The following is a 20,125-nucleotide window of genomic DNA, read 5'->3' as shown; positions in this document are numbered from 1 at the left end:
CCTGGAAGGCACAAAGGTGCGCTGACGCCGAAGCGCAGTCGCTCCGGCGCCGCCTGGACGTCAGAGCAGAGGGTCGATGATGGCCGATATTTCCTCAATCGACATCGCACCTTTGTAGGTTTTCCCGTTGATGAAGAAGGTCGGCGTCGAGTCGACCTTGAATTCATCGGCGCCGCGCTTCTGGACCGATCTCACATCGTCCAGAAGTTTCTGGTCCGTCAAGCAGGCCTCGAAGGACTCCTGTGTAAAACCGGCGAGCTTGGAGATCTGCAGCAGCGCATCCTTGGTATTGTTGACGCCGACCCAGTTGGCCTGCTGCTTGAACAGCACGTCGACCATCGGGAAATAATTGTCCTTCGAACAGCGCGCCAGCATGAAACCGGCCTCGGCGCTCGGATCGAACGGGAATTCGCGCAGGATGTAACGCGCCTTGCCGGTGTCGATGTACTTGGTCTTCAACTCAGGGAAGGTGGTCGCGGCGAAATGCGCACAATGCGGGCAGGTCATCGAGGCATATTCGACGATGGTGACCTTGGCGTCATCCTTGCCGAGCTGCTTGTCGGGCAAAGCGCCGGGCTTCAGCAGTTCGGCCATGTCGACATTGCCGGAAGACTCCGGGACCTTGACGGCGGCCGGAGTGGCAGGCGTCGAAGCAGGCGCGGGAGCCGCAGGCTTCACATCCGCTGCTTTGGCATCCTCGCCTGAATCGCTGCATGCGGCGAGCATAGCCACTGCCGGAATGACGGCCAGCGAAGACAGGAGGTTTCTGCGGGACAAGCTACGGTTCATGCGAATCACCTGACTGTGGTTTGATTTTGCAACGCAAAGGCTAGAAAAGGCGAGAGTTGGCGGGAATTAAGGCATCGCCGTCCCCTTTCCAATCGCCAAACTCTACATGCAGGATCACGAATGCGCGAGATAGATGACGCGTTCATGACCGACTGATTACCGGTTGATTACCTTGGCCGCTTCCTTTGGCCAAGAATTGTGGCGCCAAGACGCTCCAGCGAGGCGCGCAAGCCTTCATCCTCGATCTTGCCGACGGTATCCGACAATTTGGCCTTTTCGACAGAAGTCAGTGCTCTCGGCGTCGGTTTCGGCCGGGCTTTGTCCCTCAGCACCGGCTTTTGCACGATCCGGATCCTGCCGATCGCGTTGAAGCCGAGAAAGGCATTGACGCGGTTGATGATCTCGCCGGTCTCGTGCTGTAGGTGCAGCGCGGCCATGCCCTCGCAGGCGATGACCAGCACCGCCGGCTCGAACGGATCGTCCTCATGCATGCGGCGCGGCCACTGGATTTTTTCGGGGCGCGAATGGCCGGCGAGCCTGGGGCCGGCGATCTCTTCCCATGACTGCACCAGCCCGATCGAAATGCCGGCCCGCTTGCGCAGCACGGGGTCGAGGATCGCGGTCGCGAGATCGCTCACCGGAACGGGATTGCCGTAAGGCGTTCTCCCTGCCATGTACGTTCTCCAGCCACGCTCCTCACCAGCCTAGAGCCAGCCCGCGATCAATGGCACTGCACGAACAGACCCGCAAGGCCGCATCCGGACCAACTCTATCGGGAGAGATCGCCGCGCGTCTGCTTGCCTGGTACGACGCGCACCATCGCGAACTGCCGTGGCGGATCACGCCGCACGCCGCGGCCGGCGGTGCACGGCCGGACCCCTATCGCATCTGGCTTTCGGAAGTGATGCTGCAGCAGACCACGGTCGAAGCGGTAAAATCCTATTTTCGCGCCTTTGTCGAGAAATGGCCTGATGTGAAGGCGCTGGCGGCTGCGCCGGCCGAGGATGTGATGAAGGCCTGGGCCGGGCTCGGCTATTATTCACGGGCGCGCAACCTCAAGGCCTGCGCCGATCTGGTTGCGAGCCAGGGCGGCCGTTTTCCCGACAACGAAACGGGATTGAGGGAATTGCCGGGGATCGGCGCCTATACGGCGGCGGCGATCGCGGCGATCGCCTTCGACCGTCCGGCGGCGGTCGTCGACGGCAATGTCGAACGTGTCATCTCGCGGCTCTATTCGATCGCAACGCCGCTCAGCGAGGCAAAGCCTGAAATCCGCGCGCTCGTCGAAAGACTGGTTCCGCAGACAAGGCCGGGCGACTTCGCCCAGGCAATGATGGACCTTGGCGCCACGATCTGCACGCCAAGACGGCCGCGCTGCATGATGTGCCCGGTGCGCGAGGATTGCAGCGCCATCCTGTCCGGCGACCCCGAGCGCTTTCCGGTCCGCCTGCCCAAGGTCGACAAACCACTCAGGCGGGGTGCCGCCTTCGTCGCCGAGCGCGGCGACGGCGCCATCCTGTTGCGCAAGCGGCCTGACAAGGGCCTGCTCGGCGGCATGACCGAGGTGCCGACCACAGGTTGGACAGCGCGGATCGACGGTGCAACCACTTCGGAGGCAGCGCCCTTCCCTGCCGACTGGCGGCGCGCTGGAGAGATCGCGCATGTCTTCACCCATTTCGCGCTCGAGCTCGAAGTCTTTCACGCTCAAGTGAAAAGTGATGCGCCGGAAGGGCATTTCTGGTCGCTGGCCCATGACATTTCCGGAGAAGCGCTGCCGACGGTCATGAAAAAGGTCATCGAAGCAGCGATACCGGGCGCAACCAAAAAACACCGCCCGATTGACTAGCATTCGCTTTGAAAGGCCAGAAATGACTGAAATCCGCCATATCGTGTTCGACATCGGCCGCGTCTTGCTCCACTACGATCCGAACATTCCGTTCAGCCGCCTCATTCCCGATGCCGAAGAGCGCAAGTGGTTCTTCGACAATGTCTGCACGCATGACTGGAACATCGAGCAGGACCGTGGCCGGACGTGGGAAGAGGCGGAAGCGCTGCTGATCGCGGATTACCCGGATCATGCTGAAAACATTCGCAATTTCCGACGCTATTGGAACGACATGGTGCCGCATGCCTATGAGGACAGCGTCGCCATCATGCTCGGCCTGATCGAGAGCGGCCACGACGTGACCATGCTGACGAACTTCGCCGCCGACACACTTGCCGAGGCACGACTGCGCTTCGATTTCCTTAGCCGCCCGCGCGGCGTGACCGTGTCGGCCGATATCCGTGAGATCAAGCCCGACCGCGCCATCTACGACCATCACGTCGCCGCGTTCGGTCTCGAACCGTCAGCCACGCTGTTCATCGACGACAGCCCCAGAAATGTCGATGGCGCCAGGGTGGCCGGCTGGAATGCTGTGCTGTTCACAGATGCAAAAACGCTCAAGGCGGACCTTGAGCGGTATGGCATCGCGGTATGAGCCGCGCAGAGGCCGGAAGGTAGCGCTCTACGACTTTACACCCTGAGATCAAGCCCCTGCCCGCTCCATGCCGAGCCTGGCGATGCGGCGCAGTTCGTCGATCGGGGTCAGGCCGCCCGAGCGCTCATAGTGCCAGAAGGTCCAGCCGTTGCAGGCGTCCAGGCCCTGCACTTCGGCGCCGATCTTGTGGATCGAGCCGGCGCTGTCGCCGATCGCCACCGTGCCGTCGGCGCGTACCTTGGCCGACCAGCGCTTCTTGGCGTCATAGAGCGTGGCGCCGGGCTGCATCAGACCGGTATCGATCAGGCTGACGAAGGCGACGCGCGGCTCGGCGCGCTTGCCGGTGAGCACGGTGAGATCGGCGCTTTCCAGCGGCCGCACGGCATCGATGCGCTCGTTGGCGGCGTCGATATAGACCTGTTCGCGCTCGATGCCGACGAAGTGACGGCCGAGCCGCTTGGCCACGGCGCCGGTGGTGCCGGAGCCGAAGAATGGGTCGAGCACGATGTCGCCCGGCTTGGTCGAAGCCATCATGATGCGGGCGAGCAGCGCTTCCGGCTTCTGCGTCGGATGCAGCTTGTCGCCATTGTCGTTCTTCAGCCGCTCGCCGCCAGTGCAGATCGGGAACAGCCAGTCGGAGCGCATCTGGATGTCGTCGTTCGACGCCTTCATGGCTTCGTAATTGAAGGTATAGCCCTTGCCCTTCTGGTCGCGCGAGGCCCAGATCATGGTCTCATGCGCGTTCTGGAAGCGGCGGCCGCGGAAGTTCGGCATGGGGTTGGTCTTGCGCCAGACGACATCGTTGAGGATCCAGAAGCCGAGATCCTGCATCTTGGCGCCGACGCGGAAGATGTTGTGGTAGGAGCCGATGACCCAGATGGTGCCATTGGGCTTCAGCACGCGGCGTGCCGCCAGGAGCCAGGCGCGGGTGAAGGCGTCATAGGCCTCGAAACTCTCGAACTGGTCCCAATCATCGTCGACGGCGTCAACCTTGGACTGGTCGGGCCGGTGCAAATCGCCGTCGAGCTGCAGATTGTAAGGCGGATCGGCGAAGATGACGTCGATGGATTTTTCCGGCAGCCGGTCGAGCGCGGCGACACAATCGCCCTTGAGGATCGTGTCCAGCCACTCGGATTGCTGGGGGGCGTGGGAGAGGTCGGCGAGAAGACGCACGGCAGACATTTTTACACCCAAGGCACGCGTTACTGTTTACTCCCCGTTATGGTTACCGATCAGCGTAAATATTCGGTGAAGGACGCAACGGTCCAGGCAGCCCTGACGTCGTCAATTTGCGCAGCCCGGCCCGTTGGTGTATGTCGCGCCGCTTGAGCCTTGCCGGGCCTCTCATCACCCTCCCTCGTTCGGATTGCCATGCCCCAGCCAGACCTTGTCATCTTCGATTGCGACGGCGTGCTCGTCGATTCCGAAATCATCGCAGCCCGCGTTGAGGCCGAATTGCTGACCTTGGCCGGATATGAAATCTCGGCCGAGGAATACGCCGAAACCTATGCCGGACTGACCTTCAAGGACATCATGATGCGGGTCGAGGCAAAGTCCGCGATCCCGTTCCATGCCTCGATGATCGACCGGGCCGAAGAGCTGGTCGACCGCAAACTGCGCAGCGACGTGCGCGCCATCGACGGCGTGCGCGAGGCGGTCGCTGCGGTCACCGCGCCGCGCTGCGTCTGCTCGAACTCACGCTTGGAGCGGATCGAGTTCATGCTCGAGAAAGTGGGCCTGCTGCCGTTCTTCGCCGGCCGGATTTTTTCAGCGCTGGAAATACCAAGCAAGAAAACCAAGCCCGCGCCGGATGTGTTCCTGATCGCGGCGCAGCAACTCAACGCCAATCCGGCAAACACCTTCGTCATCGAGGATTCGGTGCACGGCGTCACCGGCGCCAGGGCCGCTGGCATGCGCGTGATCGGCTTCACCGGCGCCGCGCACAGCTATCCCGGCCATGCCGATGTGCTGACCGAAGCCGGCGCCGAAACCGTCATCCGCCGCTGGGCCGAACTGAAAAGTGTGATTGCCGCTCTGTCGGAGTGGTCGGACGCCTGAACCGATCAGTCCTTGGCTTTGGCCGACTTAGCCGGTTTCTTCTTAGCCCTGTTGTAGGCAATCGCGGCGCGGACGAGCGCTTTCAGCGCATCCGCATCGATCTCGTCGCCCTCCGACACATCGATGGCGCGCCACACCTTGCCGTTGAGCCCGTTGTTGAACAGCCTGTCGGGATCCGGCAGGCTGGCACCGTGAGAAAAGGTCAGCTTCACCTTGTCCTTGTGAGCGTTGCCGACGGCGATCATGCCGTCGCGTGACCATACCGGGCTGCCCATCCACTTCCACTCCTCGATGATTTCCGGGTCGGCGTCGAGGATGGTCTTGCGCAGGCTGGCCAACGTCTTGCCCCGCCAATCGTCCAGCTCCCGGATTCGGGCATCTATCCGCTCGGAGGCAGAGGCGCCTCCCTCGTCCTTGCTCGACATGCTGATCTTCATGGTCTGCCTCCGTTCACATCTTATCGCCGGGCAATCGGCTGGCCTGCTTCACCCAGGAGGCGAAGCGGGCTTCGTCGATCTCTTCGCTTTCATGGATGTCGAGATAGCGCACTTCCTTTTGCCTGGAACCGCCGGGAGGCACAGGATCGAGCGACGTGCCGCGAAAGAAGGCGACTTTGACGTATCTGGTGAAGCAATGCAGGCTGAGGAACCAACCCTCGCCTTCGATGCCATAGAACGGTGAGTTCCACTTCACCGCCTTGCAGACGCCGGGGACGGCGCTGACGATAAGTGCGTCGATCCGGCGCCCGACATCGCTTTTCCAGCCCGGCATGGCAGCAATATACGCCTGCACCGGAGCGTCCCCATAGGCCTTCGGGATCTGCGGGTTGCCGCCCGAAAGCAGGACCGGCTTTTCCGGCTTGTCTGGGGCCGGTTTTGCGACCTTCGATTTTCCCGGCGCCTTGGCCATGTCCTACCCTTGCGCGCCCTGCTCGCCACGCGATCTCGCGACGTAAGGCAGCACGAACATATAGAGGCCGCTGAACAGCAGCAGGAATAGCGGCAGCAGCGGCGAATAGATCACCCAGGCCGGAGGTTGCCCGAACGCCATGGTGATGAAATTGGCTGCCACGGTCAGCGTGAAGATGATCGACAGCCAACGATGGGTTTGACGTATCCATTTGCTCAAGTTCATTGCAACTTCCTCTTGAACCCAGCGCCTACCAACGCGCCAGTTGGGTGATCTGGATGAGATTGCCGCAGCTGTCGTTGAGCTGGGCGATGGTCGAGCCGGTCACTTCTGTCGGCGCCATGGCGAACGCACCGCCGCGTCCCTTGATGCGCTCGTAATCACCCTTGACGTCGTCGGTGAACAGCATGAGCGCGGGCTGCCCCTGCTTGAAGATGGCCTGCTGGTAGGCCTTGGCGGCCGGGTTGTCGTTGAGCGCCAGCTGTAGCTCGGCTCCCTCGGGCTCATCGGGTGAGATGACGGTCAGCCAACGAAAAGGCCCATTGCTGAAGTCGGCCTTCACGGCAAAGCCCAGCACGTCGGTGTAGAAGCGCAGTGCGTTGTCCTGGTTGTCCACATAGACGCTGGTCAGCTTGATCTTCATCGATTTACTCCTTTTTGCATTCGGTGCCCCGCGATCAGGGTATGGTACCGGCAAGCTTCAATCCGGCTTCGCCAGGACCTGCTCCAGCTTGGTGAGGAATTGCTGCCACCCGGCCCTGGCGCCGCCATAGGCCTGCTTCTGGCTCGGATGGAAGCCCGACTGCTCGACGCGCAGATGGGTTCCCGAGCTCGTGGGTGTGAGCGTGAACGTCACCACGCTCGTCAGATTGTAGGCGGCATCCTCATGCGCAAAATCCCAGCTGTAGGACAGCGTCCTGTTTTGCTCGATGGCCAGCACCTCGCAGTCGAGCACGCCGCCCCAGTCGCCGCGAAGATTGAAGCTGTGGCCGACGACAGGCTTGAAATCGTTCTTCATGAGCCATTCCTCCATCAGATGCGGCTGCGTCAACGCGCGCCAGATCTTCTCCGCCGGCCAGGATATTTCACGTTCGACGACGACGGTGCGCAGTTCGGGATTGCTCACTGGTCCATCCTTTTCAGCAGGTTCTCGAGGTCATCGAAGCGGCCCTCCCAGAATCCTGTCATTTGAACTGTCCAGTCGGTCAGCGGACCAAGTGCCGCGGGCTGGGCGCTGTAGTGGGTCTGGCGTCCGGCGTGGCGGTCACGCACCAGCCCGGCCAGCTTCAGGACGCCGAGATGCTTCGACACCGCCGGTTGCGAAACCCCGGACTCCGCCGTGAGCGCCCCCACGGTCTGCTCACCCTGGCGGCAAAGGCGCTCGAAGATGGCCCGCCGGGTCGGGTCGGCAAGCGTTCTGAACAAAGTATCGTGGGCGTCTGGCATCGGGATCAATAACCTGCGAGCTATTGATCGACGTATAACCGCCGGGATATGAATGAGTCAAGTGCGCTGGCGGAATGGATCGAGATTAAAGCGCAGACGCGACCTGCCGCAGGCGCACGCCTGCAGGATTGCGATCGGATCGTTTGGATCTTTCAAAGAGTTGACCGGCACCGTCGCAGCAGCGACGGCGCCCAGGCGCTTAGTTCGTCGCGGGAGCGCGCTTCTTTTTCTTGCCGGACTTCTTGTCCGCCGCCGCCGGCGCGGTGTCGTCATAGCCGGCATAGACAGTGTAATCCCGGGCGGAGGGTTCGGGCACGACGACGTTGGGATCGGTGAACACGAACTGGGTGGCGGTCGAGGGATCGCTGACCTGGATCTGATAGGGGTGGATCTGCGAATAAAGTACGTCGGGGCCGTGCATGACGGCAATGCGGATCGGCATGGTGATGGTGCCGGGGGCGAACAGCGGTCCCGGCACGATCTTGCCGGCAACGCCAACCTTCATCGTCAACTGGCCGTTGGCACGGCTGCAATCGCGGCTCACATCGCTGATCGAGGCCTGGTAGATGATCTTGGCCGGATCCTTGTTCGGATCGACGATGGAGCCGTCAGGCGCCGTCTGCGCGGCGGCAGCGGCCTCGGCATCCTGTGTTGCATCAGCCTTTTTCTTTTTCGGCTGCGGCGCGCCCTTGGCGTAGGTATTGAAGTATGCGGTGCCGTCACGCACCGTCACTTTCGGACAGTAGGCCTGCAACTGGCTGGCGAGAACCTTGGGATCCTGAGGCGGTATTGGCGCATTCGGGTCGGTCTTCTTGCCGAAACCGAGATTGAGGATGCCATTGTCGCTCGATTGGCAACCGGCGGCGGCAAGCATAAAGCCGGTTAGCGCCAGACCCGCGACAAAGCGACGGTTGAACTTATGAAACGCCATGAAACTGCACTTCCCTCTCGCAAAGTTGGTGACGTATAGCAACGCCACGGCAAAAATGCGACTGAGGCGGCTCGGAAAATTAACCAATTGCCGTGGATGAAACCGGCGGCAGCAATGGACCTTTGACGATGCGCTATGTGAGTACCCGCGGGGATGCGCCCGTGCTTGGATTTGCCGATGCGGTGCTGGCGGGGCTGGCCCGCGACGGCGGGCTTTATGTGCCGCAGACATGGCCGCAGTTTTCGGCAGCCGAGATCCGCGCCATGCGCGGCCTGCCCTATGCGGACCTCGCCATCCGCGTGCTGACGCCCTTCCTCGGCGGCGAGATCGCCGCACCCGTCTTCGAGCGCCTGGTGCGAGAAGCCTATGCCACCTTCCGCCACCGGGCCGTCTGCCCGCTGGTGCAGACCGGCGCCAACACGTTCATCCTCGAGCTCTTCCACGGTCCGACGCTGGCCTTCAAGGACGTTGCCATGCAGCTGCTTGCCCGGCTGATGGACCATGTACTGACTGAGCGTGGCCAGCGCGCCACCATCGTCGGCGCGACCTCGGGTGACACTGGCGGCGCCGCCATCGATGCCTTCGCCGGCCGCGACCGAACTGACATTTTCGTGATGTTCCCGCATGGCCGCGTCTCGCCGGTGCAGCAGCGGCAGATGACGACATCGACTGCCGCCAACGTCCAGGCGCTGGCGATCGAAGGCAATTTCGACGATTGCCAGGGCCTGCTGAAGGATATGTTCAACGATCATCGTTTTCGTGATCGCGTGTCGCTGTCGGGCGTCAATTCGATCAACTGGGCCCGCATCATGGCCCAGATCGTCTATTATTTTTCCTCGGCGCTTTCGCTCGGCGCGCCGGACAGGCCGGTCTCCTTTACCGTGCCGACCGGCAATTTCGGCGATATTTTCGCCGGTTACGCCGCCAAGAAGATGGGCCTGCCGATCGAGCGGCTGATCGTCGCCACCAACAACAACGACATATTGGCGCGCACTTTCGCGACCGGTGAATACCGCACCAAGGGTGTGTTTGCGACGACGTCGCCATCGATGGACATCCAGGTATCGTCGAACTTCGAGCGACTGCTGTTCGAGGCCTGCGACCGTAACGCAGAGACGGTGCGGCGTTACATGGCCGGCCTCAAGCAATCCGGCGCCTTCACCATCGAAACCGCAGAAATCGACCGGATGCGGTCCGAATTCGACGCCGGACGCGCTGATATGGACGAGGTTGCCGCCACCATCCGTTCAACGCTCGAATCCAGCAATTATCTGCTCGATCCGCACACGGCCGCGGCCGTGCATGTCGCCGCCGGCAAGGCTGACGGTGCAGTGCCGATGGTGGTGCTGGGCACGGCGCACCCGGCCAAGTTCCCGGCCGCGGTCGAAGCCGCCTGCGGCGTGTCGCCGGCCCTGCCCGCATGGCTGGGGTCCTTGATGTCAGCCGACGAAAAGTACACGGTACTTCCATCCGACCTGAAAATGGTGGAAGATTACGTGAGCCGCCACTCAAGGGCAGCGCGTTAGGGAGTACTTGCCATATGGGTGTTGAGGTAAGCCGTCTGTCGAACGGCCTGACAGTCGCCACCGAAACCCTTCCAAGCCTCGAATCCGTTGCCCTTGGCGCCTGGGTCAAGTCCGGCGCCCGCAATGAGCGTGACGACGAGCACGGAATGGCCCATCTGCTCGAGCATATGGCCTTCAAGGGTACGAAAAGGCGGACGGCCTTCGAGATCGCCTCGGAAATCGAGGATGTCGGCGGCGAGATCAATGCCGCCACATCAGTCGAGACGACGTCCTATTACGCCAGGGTGCTGTCCGACGATGTGCCGCTGGCGGTGGATATCCTTGCCGATATCCTGCAGGAGTCCGAATTCGACCCAGAGGAACTGGAGCGCGAGCAGCATGTGATCCTGCAGGAGATCGGCGCCGCGCACGACACACCCGACGACATCGTCTTCGACCGTTTCACCGAGACCGCCTTCCGCCACCAGACGATCGGCCGCTCGATCCTCGGCACGCCGGAAACCGTCAAATCCTTCACCTCCAAACAGCTGCATGATTTCATCGAGCGCCAATATGGCGCCGAGAAGATGGTGATCGTGGCGGCCGGCGACATCAAGCACGACAATTTCGTGCGCGAGGTCGAAAAGCAGCTCGGCGGTTTCCGCAGCAAGTCCGACGGCACGATGCCGCAATATGCGCAGTATGTCGGCGGCGATTTCCGCGAGGATCGCGACCTGATGGACGCGCAGATCGTGCTCGGCTTCGAAGGCCGAGCCTATCATGTGCGCGATTTCTACGCTTCGCAGGTGCTGTCGATGATCCTCGGCGGCGGCATGTCGTCCCGGCTGTTCCAGGAGGTCCGCGAAAAGCGTGGCCTGTGCTATTCGGTCTATGCCTTCCACTGGGGTTTTTCCGATACCGGCATCTTCGGCGTCCATGCCGCGACCGGGCAGAGCGACATTGCCGAACTGGTGCCGGTCATTATCGACGAGCTGCAGAAGGCCGGCGAGAATATCCTTCAGGAAGAGCTCGACCGCGCCCGCGCGCAATATCGCGCCGGCCTGATCATGTCGGCTGAAAGCCCGGCCAGCCGCGCCTCGCAGATCGCCAGGCAGCTGCTTCTGTTCGGTCGGCCGATCGCCAAGGAGGAATTGATGGAACGGCTGTCGGCGCTGACCGTCGAGCGGCTGACCGACCTTTCGTCCCGGCTGTTTTCGACCAAGCCGACGCTGACCGCGGTTGGACCGGTGGGTACGCTCGCGCCCTATGAGGCGATTCTCGATTCGCTTGCGGGCACGCACACCACGGCCCGCAAGCTCGCCGTCTAAGCCTTCAAGCGCCGGTGTTCGCGCTCCCTTTCTTTCGCCGTGACCTGCCGGCACTGAAAGGCGACCGGGTCATGCTGCGCGTGCCCTACACCAACGACTATCGCGAATGGTCAGCGGTGCGCGGCGAAAGCCGTGCCTTCCTCGAACCGTGGGAGCCGCGCTGGACGCCCGATGAACTCGACCGCACCGCCTGGCGGCTGCGCATCGGCCGCTACCGCGAAGACTATGCGCAGGGGACAGCCATCGCCTTCTTCATCTTCGAGAAGGCGAGCGGCAAGCTTGCCGGCGGCATTACGCTCGGCAATATCCGCCACGGCGTCTCGCAAAGCGGCCATGTCGGGTACTGGATCGGGGAGCGGTTTGGCGGCCGCGGCCTGATGACCGACGCGGTCAAGGTGGTCTGCCGCTTCGCCTTCGATACGCTGAGGTTGCACCGGATCGAAGCTGCCTGTATTCCCGACAATGTCCGGTCGATCCGCGTGCTTGAAAAAGCCGGATTCCGGCGCGAAGGACTTCTGCGATCCTACCTCAGGATCAACGGCATCTGGCAGGACCACTACCTCTACGCCCGGATCGCGGACGATCCGCCGGGCGCTGGAACGAAGGACTGATTTTTGACGAATTTCCTGCGAAACGGGTCGCTGTTGGCCTTTGTTCTGGCGGTTGTCGTCACGCTTTGCGCGGCGCTCCCGGCCTTCGCCGTCGAACCGATCAAGATTGCCCGCGACGATGTCGCGCTCGACCTGTCGCGCGCCGTCCAGATCTACGTCAATCAGGGCGAAAACTTCCAGGTGTCGACCGCGCCCGGTCCCGACGGCATCGTGCGGCGCATCGAGGTCGAGGCCAATGACGCGCGCTCGAGCGGCGACTGGGCGGTGTTCGCGCTCGCCAACACCACCGACCAGCAGCTCGACCGGCTGATCGTGGCGCCGCATTTCCGGCTGGTGAATTCCGGCATCTTCTGGCCCGATCTCGGCGCCACCCGCATCGCCGCGATCACACCCAGCGAGGGCTTCGCGCTCGACCGCCAGTCAAGCTCCGACGCCGACGTGTTCCGGGTGACGCTGAACCCGGGAACGGTGATCACCTTCATCGCCGAACTCGCCTCGCCGAAGCTGCCGCAGGTCTACCTATGGGAGCCGGAAGCCTACAAGGACTCGGTCAATTCCTATACGCTGTTCCGCGGCATCGTCATCGGCATTGCCGGCCTTCTGGCGCTGTTCCTGACAATTCTGTTCGTGGTCAAGGGAACCTCGATGTTTCCGGCGACCGCAGCGCTGGCCTGGGCGGTTCTGGCCTATATCTGCGTAGATTTCGGCTTTCTAAACAAGATCATAGAGATATCGCCCGGCAACGAGCAGATGTGGCGAGCGGGAACCGAGGTGGCGCTTGCGGCGACCTTCGTGGTGTTCCTGTTCGCCTATCTCAACCTCAACCGGTGGCACGGCCATTTCAGCTATGGCGCGCTGGTCTGGATCCTCGGCCTGGTGCTGATTGCGGGTGTGGCCATCATCGATCCGGCCGTCGCCGCCGGTATTGCCCGGCTGTCCTTCGCCGCCACCGCGCTGACCGGGCTCGGCCTGATCATCCTGCTGGGTCTTCGTGGTTACGACCGTGCGATCATGCTGGTGCCCAGTTGGGTGATGGTGCTGCTATGGCTGTGCGGGTCGTGGATGGCGATCACCGGCATGCTCGACAACGACATCGCCCAGCCGGCATTGGGCGGCGGGCTGATCCTGATCATCCTTTTGATCGGCTTCACCGTCATGCAGCATGCCTTTGCCGGCGGCGCGCTGCATCAGGGCCTGTTCTCCGATCTCGAGCGCCAGGCGCTGGCCGTGGCCGGCTCCGGCGACACGGTGTGGGACTGGGACGTGCTGCGCGACCGCGTCGTCACCAAGCCCGACGTCAGCATCCAGCTTGGCCTGGCGCCCAACAGCCTGGGGGGTGCGGCCCGCAACTGGCTGCCGGTGCTGCATGCCGACGACCGCGACACGTTCCGCACCACCCTCGACGTGGTGCTCGAACATCGGCGCGGCCGGGTCTCGCAGAATTTCCGCCTGCGCGGCGCCGACGGGCACTACCACTGGTTCTTGCTTCGGGCGCGGCCGGTGATCGGCTCGGACGGCGAAGTGATTCGCTGCGTCGGCACCATGGTCGACGTCACCGAGCAGAAAAAGTCCGAGGAAAGGCTGCTGCACGATGCCGTTCACGACAATCTGACCGGCCTGCCCAACCGCGAACTTCTGATGAACCGGCTGGAAGCCATCATCTCGATCGCGCGCACCGAAGAGAAGGTGCGCCCGACCGTCTTCGTCATCGACATCGACCGTTTCAAGCAGGTCAATGACGGGCTTGGCATCTCGGCCGGCGACACCATCCTGCTCACCATTGCGCGCCGTTTGCACCGGCTGTTGAAACCGAAGGATTCGCTGTCGCGCTTTGCCGGTGACCAGTTCGCCCTGATGCTGCTCTCCGAACAGGAACCCTCCCGCATCGCGGCGGTGGCAGACGCCATCAAGCACGCCATCAACAACCCGATCACCTTCGCCAAGCGCGAGATCGTGCTGACTGCCTCGATCGGCCTGATCACCTGGACCTCGGCGCAGACTTCGGCAGAAGACATGGTCAAGGACGCCGAGCTTGCCATGCACCAGGCCAAGCGCTTCGGCGGTGACAGGATCGAGCCGTTCCGGCCGGCCTTCCGCACCGTCGGCACCGACCGGCTGCAATTCGAATCCGATCTGCGCCGCGCCATCGAGCGGCGTGAGTTCACCCTTGCCTACCAGCCGATCGTACGGCTGGAGGACGGCAGCATTGCCGGCTTCGAGGCGCTGCTGAGGTGGGACCATCCGCGCCGCGGCATGATCCCGCCGGGCGATTTCATCCCGGTCGCCGAAAGCTGTGGCCTGATCGTGCAGCTTGGGCTGTTTGCCATGCAGCAGGCGGCCGAAGACCTCGCCGGTTGGCAAAAGCAGATCGGCGACACGCCGCTGTCGGTGTCGGTCAATCTGTCCAGTCGCCAGCTGATCCGCCGCGACCTGGTCAGCGATGTCCGCTCGGTCATCGCGCGCGCCAATCTGAAGCCGCGCTGCTTCCGGCTCGAACTTACCGAATCGCTGGTGATGGACAATCCAGAGCAAACCTCGCATGTGCTGACCAAGCTCAAGCAGCTCGGCATCGGCCTGTCGCTGGACGATTTCGGCACCGGCTATTCCTCGCTCGCCTATCTGACCCGCTTCCCCTTCGACACCATCAAGATCGACAAGAGCTTCGTCGACGACGCGACGCCGAAGCGGGCGGTGCTGCTCAAATCCATGGTCAACATGGCGCATGAACTCGGCCTGTCGGTGGTGGCCGAGGGCATTTCCGACGAAAGCGATGCGCTGGAACTGCGCCAGATGGGCTGCGAATATGTGCAAAGCTTCATGTTCGGCGCGCCGATGCCAGGCGACCAGGTGCTGAAGGCGTTGAAAGAGCAGTACCCGATGACGCAGGCGTGACGGGTGAGGCATGCGTCGTGCAGGCGCGTGGTTACATTGGAATGAACCCCGAAAATTAGCTGAAGCGACCGCGCCTTCGTCATCCTAGGGCGAAGCAAGGAGCGCAGCGACGCGGCGCAGACCCTAGGATGACGAAAGTGGCGGGCGGCTTCGGCTAGTCGCGAAGGTTCGGCGGAACGTCGGCGAGGCGAGGCCTCAGGCGTGCCCCGCGGCCAGGCTCAAATGCGCCAGATCAATCCCGATCGATGCCAGGATGCGGTCGTATTTGCGCTCGATGTCGGCGTCGAACAGAAGCTCCGGCGTGGCCGGACAGGTCAGCCAGCCATTCTCGGCGATCTCGGTTTCCAGCTGGCCGGCGCCCCAGCCGGAATAGCCGAGCGCCATCAACGCGCGCCGCGGGCCGCGGCCGGACGAGATGGCGCGCAATATGTCGACCGTCGCGGTCAGGCAGATATCGTCGGAGACGGTGAGCGAGGATTCCACCCGGTAGTCGCCCGAGTGCAGGACGAAGCCGCGGCTACGGTCGACGGGGCCGCCATTGCGCACGACGAAGTCGCGAGCCTGCGCCGGCAGCCTGATCGCCTCCTGCTCGTTCATGATGCCGAGCTGCACCAGAAGATCGGGAAACAGCATCTGTTGCGTCTGGTTGATGATCAGGCCCATGGCGCCTTCATCGCTGTGCGCGCAGATGTAGATGACCGAGCGCGTGAAGCGATCGTCCTTCATGCCGGGCATGGCAATCAGGAACTGGTCGTCAAGAAAGCCGCGTCCACCGGCTGTCTTTTTGTGGCGCAACAAGTCCATGCACTGGAGCGTAACGCGTTTCCGGGACGCCGAAAAGATGCGCCGCGTGCGATTCGGCCAAAGCCCAACGGTTGAAACAACGGAATCTTGACTGCGAACTTCACTCGGCCGATTGCTTGAAGCCAACTGTTCCTTGCCCGAAGGTCACGCAAATATGATACGCAGAGCGCCATGAAAACATTGCGCGGCCATGAACTGACGATCAAATCAACGCCATGCAAAGCTTGAAAATCCTGCTGCTCGGCGCCGCCATCGGATGCGGAGCAGCTATTCCCGCCGCCGCCTCGTCTTCCGACTGGTACAACAGCGAAGGCGGTAAGGTGCGGCTGGTGACATCAGGCAAGGCCGACGAGGCCGGTCGCATCCATGGCGTGCTCGACATCGCGCTCAAGCCCGGCTGGAAGACCTATTGGCGTGATCCGGGCGACGCCGGCGTGCCGCCGCAGATCGACGTTTCGGCCAGCACCAACATCACCGATGCGGCGTTTTCCTTCCCGCCGCCGCAGCGCCATGACGACGGCTACGGCAAATGGGCCGGCTACAACCATCCGGTCTCGCTGCCGGTGACGTTCACTTTGTCGTCGCCTGGGGATGCGGCCGTCATCGATGCCGACATCTTTCTTGGCATTTGCGAGACGATCTGTATTCCGGTGCAGACGCGGCTGAGCGTCGATCCCGCCGCCGATCCCGACAATGCCGAGGATGCGGCGCTGGTGAAGGCTGCACTCGCCACCTTGCCCGCGCCTGCCAAGCCCGATTTCGGGATCAAGGTGCTGCCGGGCGACCATGAGACGCTGATCGTCGAGGCGACTTTTCCCGGAGATCCGGAGGCGGCGGATTTCTTCGTCGCCGGGGGACGCGACTATATGTTCGGGGCGCCTGCACGCAGCGAAAAGGACGGCCGGCTGGTATTTACCATTCCGATCCTCGACCGGCCGTCGACGACACCGACCGATGGCGGGTTGTATTACACCCTGACAAGTGCCGAAGGCGCGGTCGAGGGCGTTCTGCCGTTCCCCTGATACCGAACCCGATCCGGGCTTTCCCTTGATCCAGGCCTTATCGGCGGTTGCGGGAGATGCCCGATTTCGCTATCGCAAGAAACCTTCCCTGCTTTTCACACGAGGACCATCATGACGATTGCCGTTGGCGACAAACTGCCCGATGCGACCTTCAAGGAAATGACCGCCGACGGCGCCAAGGTGATCACCTCGGCCGAGATTTTCGCGGGCAAGAAGGTCGTGCTGTTCGGCGTTCCAGGCGCCTTCACGCCGACCTGCAGCAACAATCATCTGCCGGGCTATCTCGAGAACCACGATGCCATCCTGGCCCGCGGCGTCGACACCATCGCCGTCGTCTCCGTCAACGATGTCCATGTCATGGGCGCCTGGGCCAATTTCACCGGCGGTCAAGGCAAGATCCTCTATCTCGCCGACGGCAATGGCGACTTCGCCAGGTCGATCGGCCTCGACTCCGACTATTCCAGCGGCGGCATGGGATTGCGCTCGAAGCGCTTCTCGATGATCGTCGACAACGGCAAGGTCACGGCGCTCAATGTCGAGACCAAGCCAGGAGTCGACACATCGGGTGCCGCTCACATTCTGAGCCAGCTCTAAACCGCGGCGGCCGCGTCGGCTCATGAGCGCCATGGCCTGACGACGACGCGCTTCCAGCCGGATTGCCTGCTTTGGGGGACATCGACGATGTTTGACATCATCTGGCGCAGCGTTGCGATCGGCATCGGCGCCACGGTGCTGATGGATCTTTGGGCGCTGTTCCTGCATCTGGCGCTCAGCCAGCCGCGGCCGAACTGGGGGCGGCCCGGCCGCTGGGTCTGGCACCTTAGGGAAGGCAAGGTTTTCCACGACGATATCGCCCATGCCGCACCCTATGCGCATGAGCAGGCGCTGGGCTGGGCTTTCCACTATGTCACCGGCATCGTCTACGGCTTCATCCTGGTGGCGCTGGCGGGCACGGCATGGCTGGACGCGCCGACCTTCCTGCCGGCCTTCATCCTCGGCATGGTCACCATCGGCGCCGGCTGGTTCCTGCTGGCGCCCGGCATGGGCGCCGGCTGGGCTGCCTCAAAGCGCCCCAACCCGATGCAGATCCGCGCCTTCAACGTGATCTCGCACACGGTGTTCGCGCTCGGCCTCTACGGCACGGCCCTGCTGATCCGCTGAGGACGGGTTCTATCCGTTGGTCGCGCGCGGCTTCATCGCGGCTACGGTATCGATGATATCCTGACATCCGCTTTAGCGCGGCGCCAGACTGTCTATCGACCGCCATCCGTGGACGACGCGGCGCGTGCCGACATCATAGGCGAAGTAGTTGCCGCCGCCGGCCGGCTGATCCGCCGCGCGGCTGATTGCGCGGCCGCTGAGCGAGAGCAGCAAGAGCGTTCCGACGCCGCCATGGCCGACGAAGGCAATGTCGCCGCCATCGGCAGCACCCAGCACCGTTTCGACCTCGCTGACAATGCGTTGCTGGGCATCGATGGCCCGCTCCCAGCCGCGGATGCTTTTGTGCGGGTTGGCGAAGAACTGGTCGGCGACCACCTCGAACTCCGGCGGCGGCAGGAAGCCGGTTGCCGACCGATCGTTCTCATGCATGCGCTCCCTCACCTCGACCGCGAGGCCGAGGTGTTTGCAAAGAATCTCGGCGGTTTCGATCGCCTTGCGCTCGGCCGACGAGACGACACGGCGGATCGATCCGACCCATGGCTGATCGAGCATGGCTGATGCTCGCGCTCGTCCGATCTCGGACAGCCCCCAGTGCGGCACGGGAACGTTGGCATCGATCTGAACCTGGGGATGGGTGATGTAGTATACGATCGGCATGAGTGAGATCCCCTTGCCGATAGCTTGAGCTCAATAGCTTTGGGTCGAGCGCCGTGCCCGTGGCGCCGGCTGCTTCTCGGATGCCGCCGGCTTCAGCGCCACTTTCGGCGCCGCAGGCTTGGCTGAGCCCCTCTTGAACGGCGCCATGCCTTCCCTTGCGAGTTCGTCGGCGCGTTCGTTCTCGGTGTGGCCGGCATGGCCCTTGACCCAGTTCCAGGTCACCTTGTGGCGCCGATTGGCCTCATCCAGCGCCTGCCACAGTTCACCGTTCTTGACCGGCTTCTTGTCGGCGGTCTTCCAGCCGTTTTTCTTCCAGCCGTGGATCCATTTGGAGATACCGTCCATGACATATTTGCTGTCGGTGTGAAGTTCGACGGCGCACGGCTCCTTCAGCGCATTCAGCGCCGAGATGGCGGCCAGCAGCTCCATACGGTTATTGGTCGTCTCGGCCTCGCCGCCCGACAATTCCCTGGTCTTGCCGTTGAAGCGCAGGATGGCGCCCCAGCCGCCGGGACCGGGATTGCCCGAGCAGGCGCCGTCGGTGAAGATTTCAACCTGCTTGGTCATGTCAGTCCGTATTCCGAAGGCGACCTGATCGCGCGGTGGAAGCGCATGCGGCGGATATATTCGGTCGGATCGCGCTTCATGACCAGCCCGCCGTCGGGAACGGTCAGCCAGTCATAGAGCCGAGTCAGCATAAAGCGCAGCGCCGAGCCGCGCGAAAGCATCGGCAGCGCTGCTTTCTCGCCATCGCTCAAAGGCCGCACGCTCTGATAGCCGGCCAGCAGCGCCGTGCCTTTGGTCAGGTTGAAGGAGAAATCCTTCTCGAAACACCAAGCATTGAGGCAGGTGGCGACGTCATAGGCGTAGAGGTCGTTGCAGGCGAAATAGAAGTCGATGAGGCCGGACAGTCTTTCGCCGAGGAAGAAGACATTGTCGGGAAACAGATCGGCATGGATGATGCCTGTCGGCAGGCCTTGCGGCCAATGGCGTCCGAAGTCGGCGAAATCAGCGTCGACCTCGGCCGCCAGTCCCGGCTCCACCTCGTCGGCGCGGTCGCGCGAGGCGTTCCACAATTTGCGCCAGCCCTCGATGGCCAGTGCGTTGTCACGCGTCATCGCAAAATCCTGCCCGGCCAAATGCAGTGCGGCGAGCGCCTTGCCGACCTCCGCGCAATGCGCCGCTGTCGGCCGCCGCAGCGACAGGCCTTCGAGGAAGGTGATGATGACCGCGGGGCGGCCGGCCAGCGTGCCGATGACGGTGCCGTCATGCGCGGTCACCGGCAACGGGCAGGAAATGCCTTTGCGGGCGAGATGGCCCATCAGGCCGAGGAAGAACGGCAGGTCGGCCTTGTCGACGCGCTTCTCGTAAAGCGTCAGTATGTAAGAGCCGCTTGAGGTGTGCAGCAAAAAGTTCGAATTCTCGGTGCCTTCGGCGATCCCCTTGTAGGACAAGAGTTCGCCGACCGGATATGCCCTCAGGAACGCGCCGAGTTCGCCCTCATTGACGTCGGTGTAGACCGCCATGGGCTG

General features: G+C 62.8%; 24 protein-coding genes. 10 read left to right on the top strand and 14 right to left on the bottom strand.

From position 1 onward, the window contains the following. Positions 1 to 60: 60 nt before the first annotated feature. Positions 61 to 789 (bottom strand): DsbA family protein, encoded by a 729-nt coding sequence (locus NKJ80_RS24350; RefSeq protein ID WP_023692056.1) that lies wholly within the window; start codon positions 787 to 789, stop codon positions 61 to 63. 167 nt (positions 790 to 956) lie between these two features. Further along, positions 957 to 1,463 carry a DUF721 domain-containing protein gene (locus tag NKJ80_RS24345; RefSeq protein WP_023687168.1) on the bottom strand — a complete coding sequence of 169 codons (507 nt, stop codon included), beginning with the start codon at positions 1,461 to 1,463 and terminating at the stop codon, positions 957 to 959. Positions 1,464 to 1,513: 50 nt separating this feature from the next. Between NKJ80_RS24345 and mutY the strand changes: the two genes are divergently transcribed. Together mutY and NKJ80_RS24335 are read left to right on the top strand one after the other, a co-directional pair. Next, a complete protein-coding gene (gene mutY, locus NKJ80_RS24340) occupies positions 1,514 to 2,635 on the top strand; it encodes an A/G-specific adenine glycosylase (protein WP_352498441.1) in 1,122 nt (373 codons plus the stop codon). Positions 2,636 to 2,657: 22 nt separating this feature from the next. Beyond that, positions 2,658 to 3,269 carry an HAD family hydrolase gene (locus NKJ80_RS24335; RefSeq protein WP_023806722.1) on the top strand — a complete coding sequence of 204 codons (612 nt, stop codon included), beginning with the start codon at positions 2,658 to 2,660 and terminating at the stop codon, positions 3,267 to 3,269. A gap of 48 nt (positions 3,270 to 3,317) precedes the next feature. On the opposite strand, the gene NKJ80_RS24330 is transcribed toward NKJ80_RS24335, so the two are convergent. Beyond that, positions 3,318 to 4,451: a site-specific DNA-methyltransferase gene (locus NKJ80_RS24330; protein ID WP_023716124.1), complete on the bottom strand. Its 1,134-nt coding sequence runs from the start codon at positions 4,449 to 4,451 to the stop codon at positions 3,318 to 3,320. A 189-nt stretch (positions 4,452 to 4,640) separates the two neighbouring features. Here NKJ80_RS24330 and NKJ80_RS24325 point away from each other — a divergent pair, with 189 nt between their 5' ends. Then, positions 4,641 to 5,327: an HAD family hydrolase gene (locus NKJ80_RS24325; protein ID WP_352498440.1), complete on the top strand. Its 687-nt coding sequence runs from the start codon at positions 4,641 to 4,643 to the stop codon at positions 5,325 to 5,327. 5 nt (positions 5,328 to 5,332) lie between these two features. On the opposite strand, the gene NKJ80_RS24320 is transcribed toward NKJ80_RS24325, so the two are convergent. The 7 genes from NKJ80_RS24320 to NKJ80_RS24290 form a co-directional block, all read right to left on the bottom strand. Continuing rightward, a complete protein-coding gene (locus tag NKJ80_RS24320; RefSeq protein WP_352498439.1) occupies positions 5,333 to 5,764 on the bottom strand; it encodes a DUF1801 domain-containing protein in 432 nt (143 codons plus the stop codon). Positions 5,765 to 5,777: 13 nt separating this feature from the next. Further along, complete coding sequence (locus tag NKJ80_RS24315; protein ID WP_352498438.1) at positions 5,778 to 6,236, bottom strand: DUF1801 domain-containing protein; 459 nt, start codon at positions 6,234 to 6,236, stop codon at positions 5,778 to 5,780. A gap of 3 nt (positions 6,237 to 6,239) precedes the next feature. Next, entirely contained in the window at positions 6,240 to 6,461 is a 222-nt protein-coding gene (locus NKJ80_RS24310; protein ID WP_352498437.1) for a hypothetical protein, read from the bottom strand. Positions 6,462 to 6,486: 25 nt separating this feature from the next. Beyond that, entirely contained in the window at positions 6,487 to 6,879 is a 393-nt protein-coding gene (locus NKJ80_RS24305) for a VOC family protein (protein WP_023668397.1), read from the bottom strand. 57 nt (positions 6,880 to 6,936) lie between these two features. Further along, on the bottom strand, positions 6,937 to 7,362 hold the full coding sequence (locus NKJ80_RS24300; RefSeq protein WP_352498436.1) for an SRPBCC family protein: 426 nt from the start codon (positions 7,360 to 7,362) through the stop codon (positions 6,937 to 6,939). Next, positions 7,359 to 7,682 carry an ArsR/SmtB family transcription factor gene (locus tag NKJ80_RS24295; protein ID WP_023738492.1) on the bottom strand — a complete coding sequence of 108 codons (324 nt, stop codon included), beginning with the start codon at positions 7,680 to 7,682 and terminating at the stop codon, positions 7,359 to 7,361. The genes NKJ80_RS24300 and NKJ80_RS24295 overlap by 4 nt, the downstream gene beginning before the upstream one ends. A gap of 199 nt (positions 7,683 to 7,881) precedes the next feature. After that, the gene (locus tag NKJ80_RS24290; RefSeq protein WP_023692064.1) at positions 7,882 to 8,613 is read right to left on the bottom strand and encodes a hypothetical protein; all 732 of its coding nucleotides are present in this window, start codon (positions 8,611 to 8,613) and stop codon (positions 7,882 to 7,884) included. Positions 8,614 to 8,741: 128 nt separating this feature from the next. Between NKJ80_RS24290 and thrC the strand changes: the two genes are divergently transcribed. From thrC to NKJ80_RS24270, 4 genes are read left to right on the top strand one after another with little or no spacing between them, the layout of a single operon-like run. Next, entirely contained in the window at positions 8,742 to 10,139 is a 1,398-nt protein-coding gene (thrC, locus tag NKJ80_RS24285) for a threonine synthase (RefSeq protein WP_023709864.1), read from the top strand. A gap of 14 nt (positions 10,140 to 10,153) precedes the next feature. Continuing rightward, on the top strand, positions 10,154 to 11,446 hold the full coding sequence (locus tag NKJ80_RS24280) for a M16 family metallopeptidase (protein ID WP_352498435.1): 1,293 nt from the start codon (positions 10,154 to 10,156) through the stop codon (positions 11,444 to 11,446). Between the two features lie 14 nt (positions 11,447 to 11,460). Next, positions 11,461 to 12,057 carry a GNAT family N-acetyltransferase gene (locus NKJ80_RS24275; RefSeq protein WP_023668403.1) on the top strand — a complete coding sequence of 199 codons (597 nt, stop codon included), beginning with the start codon at positions 11,461 to 11,463 and terminating at the stop codon, positions 12,055 to 12,057. Between the two features lie 3 nt (positions 12,058 to 12,060). Continuing rightward, positions 12,061 to 14,949 carry an EAL domain-containing protein gene (locus NKJ80_RS24270; RefSeq protein WP_023706671.1) on the top strand — a complete coding sequence of 963 codons (2,889 nt, stop codon included), beginning with the start codon at positions 12,061 to 12,063 and terminating at the stop codon, positions 14,947 to 14,949. A 195-nt stretch (positions 14,950 to 15,144) separates the two neighbouring features. Here the strand turns inward: NKJ80_RS24270 and NKJ80_RS24265 are convergent, their stop codons facing one another. Beyond that, positions 15,145 to 15,753, bottom strand: coding sequence for a YqgE/AlgH family protein (locus NKJ80_RS24265; RefSeq protein ID WP_023668405.1), 609 nt, complete (start codon positions 15,751 to 15,753; stop codon positions 15,145 to 15,147). A 215-nt stretch (positions 15,754 to 15,968) separates the two neighbouring features. Here NKJ80_RS24265 and NKJ80_RS24260 point away from each other — a divergent pair, with 215 nt between their 5' ends. The 3 genes from NKJ80_RS24260 to NKJ80_RS24250 all read left to right on the top strand — a co-directional run bounded on the left by NKJ80_RS24260 (position 15,969) and on the right by NKJ80_RS24250 (position 17,936). After that, positions 15,969 to 16,775 carry a protein-disulfide reductase DsbD domain-containing protein gene (locus tag NKJ80_RS24260; protein ID WP_023687156.1) on the top strand — a complete coding sequence of 269 codons (807 nt, stop codon included), beginning with the start codon at positions 15,969 to 15,971 and terminating at the stop codon, positions 16,773 to 16,775. A gap of 111 nt (positions 16,776 to 16,886) precedes the next feature. After that, the gene (locus NKJ80_RS24255; protein WP_023698522.1) at positions 16,887 to 17,369 is read left to right on the top strand and encodes a peroxiredoxin; all 483 of its coding nucleotides are present in this window, start codon (positions 16,887 to 16,889) and stop codon (positions 17,367 to 17,369) included. 87 nt (positions 17,370 to 17,456) lie between these two features. Next, on the top strand, positions 17,457 to 17,936 hold the full coding sequence (locus NKJ80_RS24250) for a DUF2938 domain-containing protein (RefSeq protein ID WP_352498434.1): 480 nt from the start codon (positions 17,457 to 17,459) through the stop codon (positions 17,934 to 17,936). 72 nt (positions 17,937 to 18,008) lie between these two features. On the opposite strand, the gene NKJ80_RS24245 is transcribed toward NKJ80_RS24250, so the two are convergent. The 3 genes from NKJ80_RS24245 to NKJ80_RS24235 are packed head-to-tail and all read right to left on the bottom strand — an operon-like array spanning position 18,009 to position 20,119. After that, entirely contained in the window at positions 18,009 to 18,593 is a 585-nt protein-coding gene (locus NKJ80_RS24245) for a histidine phosphatase family protein (protein ID WP_352498433.1), read from the bottom strand. A gap of 30 nt (positions 18,594 to 18,623) precedes the next feature. Continuing rightward, entirely contained in the window at positions 18,624 to 19,160 is a 537-nt protein-coding gene (gene rnhA, locus NKJ80_RS24240; protein ID WP_023692070.1) for a ribonuclease HI, read from the bottom strand. After that, on the bottom strand, positions 19,157 to 20,119 hold the full coding sequence (locus tag NKJ80_RS24235; RefSeq protein ID WP_023818962.1) for a homoserine kinase: 963 nt from the start codon (positions 20,117 to 20,119) through the stop codon (positions 19,157 to 19,159). Before NKJ80_RS24235 ends, rnhA begins: the two co-directional genes overlap by 4 nt. Positions 20,120 to 20,125 lie beyond the last annotated feature (6 nt).

The sequence above is a fragment of the Mesorhizobium sp. M0030 genome, from assembly GCF_040323695.1.
In the GTDB taxonomy this organism is placed as follows: Bacteria; Pseudomonadota; Alphaproteobacteria; order Rhizobiales; family Rhizobiaceae; genus Mesorhizobium.
This window is presented reverse-complemented; position numbering and strand designations above follow the sequence as displayed.

Coding starts and splice junctions, on each gene's coding strand:
- NKJ80_RS24315 (WP_352498438.1), bottom strand. CDS start 6,236: ATGGCCAAGGCGCCGGGAAAATCGAAGGTCGCAAAACCGGCCCCAGAC.
- NKJ80_RS24245 (WP_352498433.1), bottom strand. CDS start 18,593: ATGCCGATCGTATACTACATCACCCATCCCCAGGTTCAGATCGATGCC.
- NKJ80_RS24305 (WP_023668397.1), bottom strand. CDS start 6,879: ATGAAGATCAAGCTGACCAGCGTCTATGTGGACAACCAGGACAACGCA.
- NKJ80_RS24250 (WP_352498434.1), top strand. CDS start 17,457: ATGTTTGACATCATCTGGCGCAGCGTTGCGATCGGCATCGGCGCCACG.
- NKJ80_RS24345 (WP_023687168.1), bottom strand. CDS start 1,463: ATGGCAGGGAGAACGCCTTACGGCAATCCCGTTCCGGTGAGCGATCTC.
- NKJ80_RS24255 (WP_023698522.1), top strand. CDS start 16,887: ATGACGATTGCCGTTGGCGACAAACTGCCCGATGCGACCTTCAAGGAA.
- NKJ80_RS24290 (WP_023692064.1), bottom strand. CDS start 8,613: ATGGCGTTTCATAAGTTCAACCGTCGCTTTGTCGCGGGTCTGGCGCTA.
- NKJ80_RS24330 (WP_023716124.1), bottom strand. CDS start 4,451: ATGTCTGCCGTGCGTCTTCTCGCCGACCTCTCCCACGCCCCCCAGCAA.
- NKJ80_RS24295 (WP_023738492.1), bottom strand. CDS start 7,682: ATGCCAGACGCCCACGATACTTTGTTCAGAACGCTTGCCGACCCGACC.
- NKJ80_RS24335 (WP_023806722.1), top strand. CDS start 2,658: ATGACTGAAATCCGCCATATCGTGTTCGACATCGGCCGCGTCTTGCTC.
- NKJ80_RS24235 (WP_023818962.1), bottom strand. CDS start 20,119: ATGGCGGTCTACACCGACGTCAATGAGGGCGAACTCGGCGCGTTCCTG.
- thrC (WP_023709864.1), top strand. CDS start 8,742: ATGCGCTATGTGAGTACCCGCGGGGATGCGCCCGTGCTTGGATTTGCC.
- NKJ80_RS24320 (WP_352498439.1), bottom strand. CDS start 5,764: ATGAAGATCAGCATGTCGAGCAAGGACGAGGGAGGCGCCTCTGCCTCC.
- NKJ80_RS24310 (WP_352498437.1), bottom strand. CDS start 6,461: ATGAACTTGAGCAAATGGATACGTCAAACCCATCGTTGGCTGTCGATC.
- NKJ80_RS24325 (WP_352498440.1), top strand. CDS start 4,641: ATGCCCCAGCCAGACCTTGTCATCTTCGATTGCGACGGCGTGCTCGTC.
- rnhA (WP_023692070.1), bottom strand. CDS start 19,160: ATGACCAAGCAGGTTGAAATCTTCACCGACGGCGCCTGCTCGGGCAAT.
- NKJ80_RS24265 (WP_023668405.1), bottom strand. CDS start 15,753: ATGGACTTGTTGCGCCACAAAAAGACAGCCGGTGGACGCGGCTTTCTT.
- NKJ80_RS24350 (WP_023692056.1), bottom strand. CDS start 789: ATGAACCGTAGCTTGTCCCGCAGAAACCTCCTGTCTTCGCTGGCCGTC.
- mutY (WP_352498441.1), top strand. CDS start 1,514: ATGGCACTGCACGAACAGACCCGCAAGGCCGCATCCGGACCAACTCTA.
- NKJ80_RS24260 (WP_023687156.1), top strand. CDS start 15,969: ATGCAAAGCTTGAAAATCCTGCTGCTCGGCGCCGCCATCGGATGCGGA.
- NKJ80_RS24280 (WP_352498435.1), top strand. CDS start 10,154: ATGGGTGTTGAGGTAAGCCGTCTGTCGAACGGCCTGACAGTCGCCACC.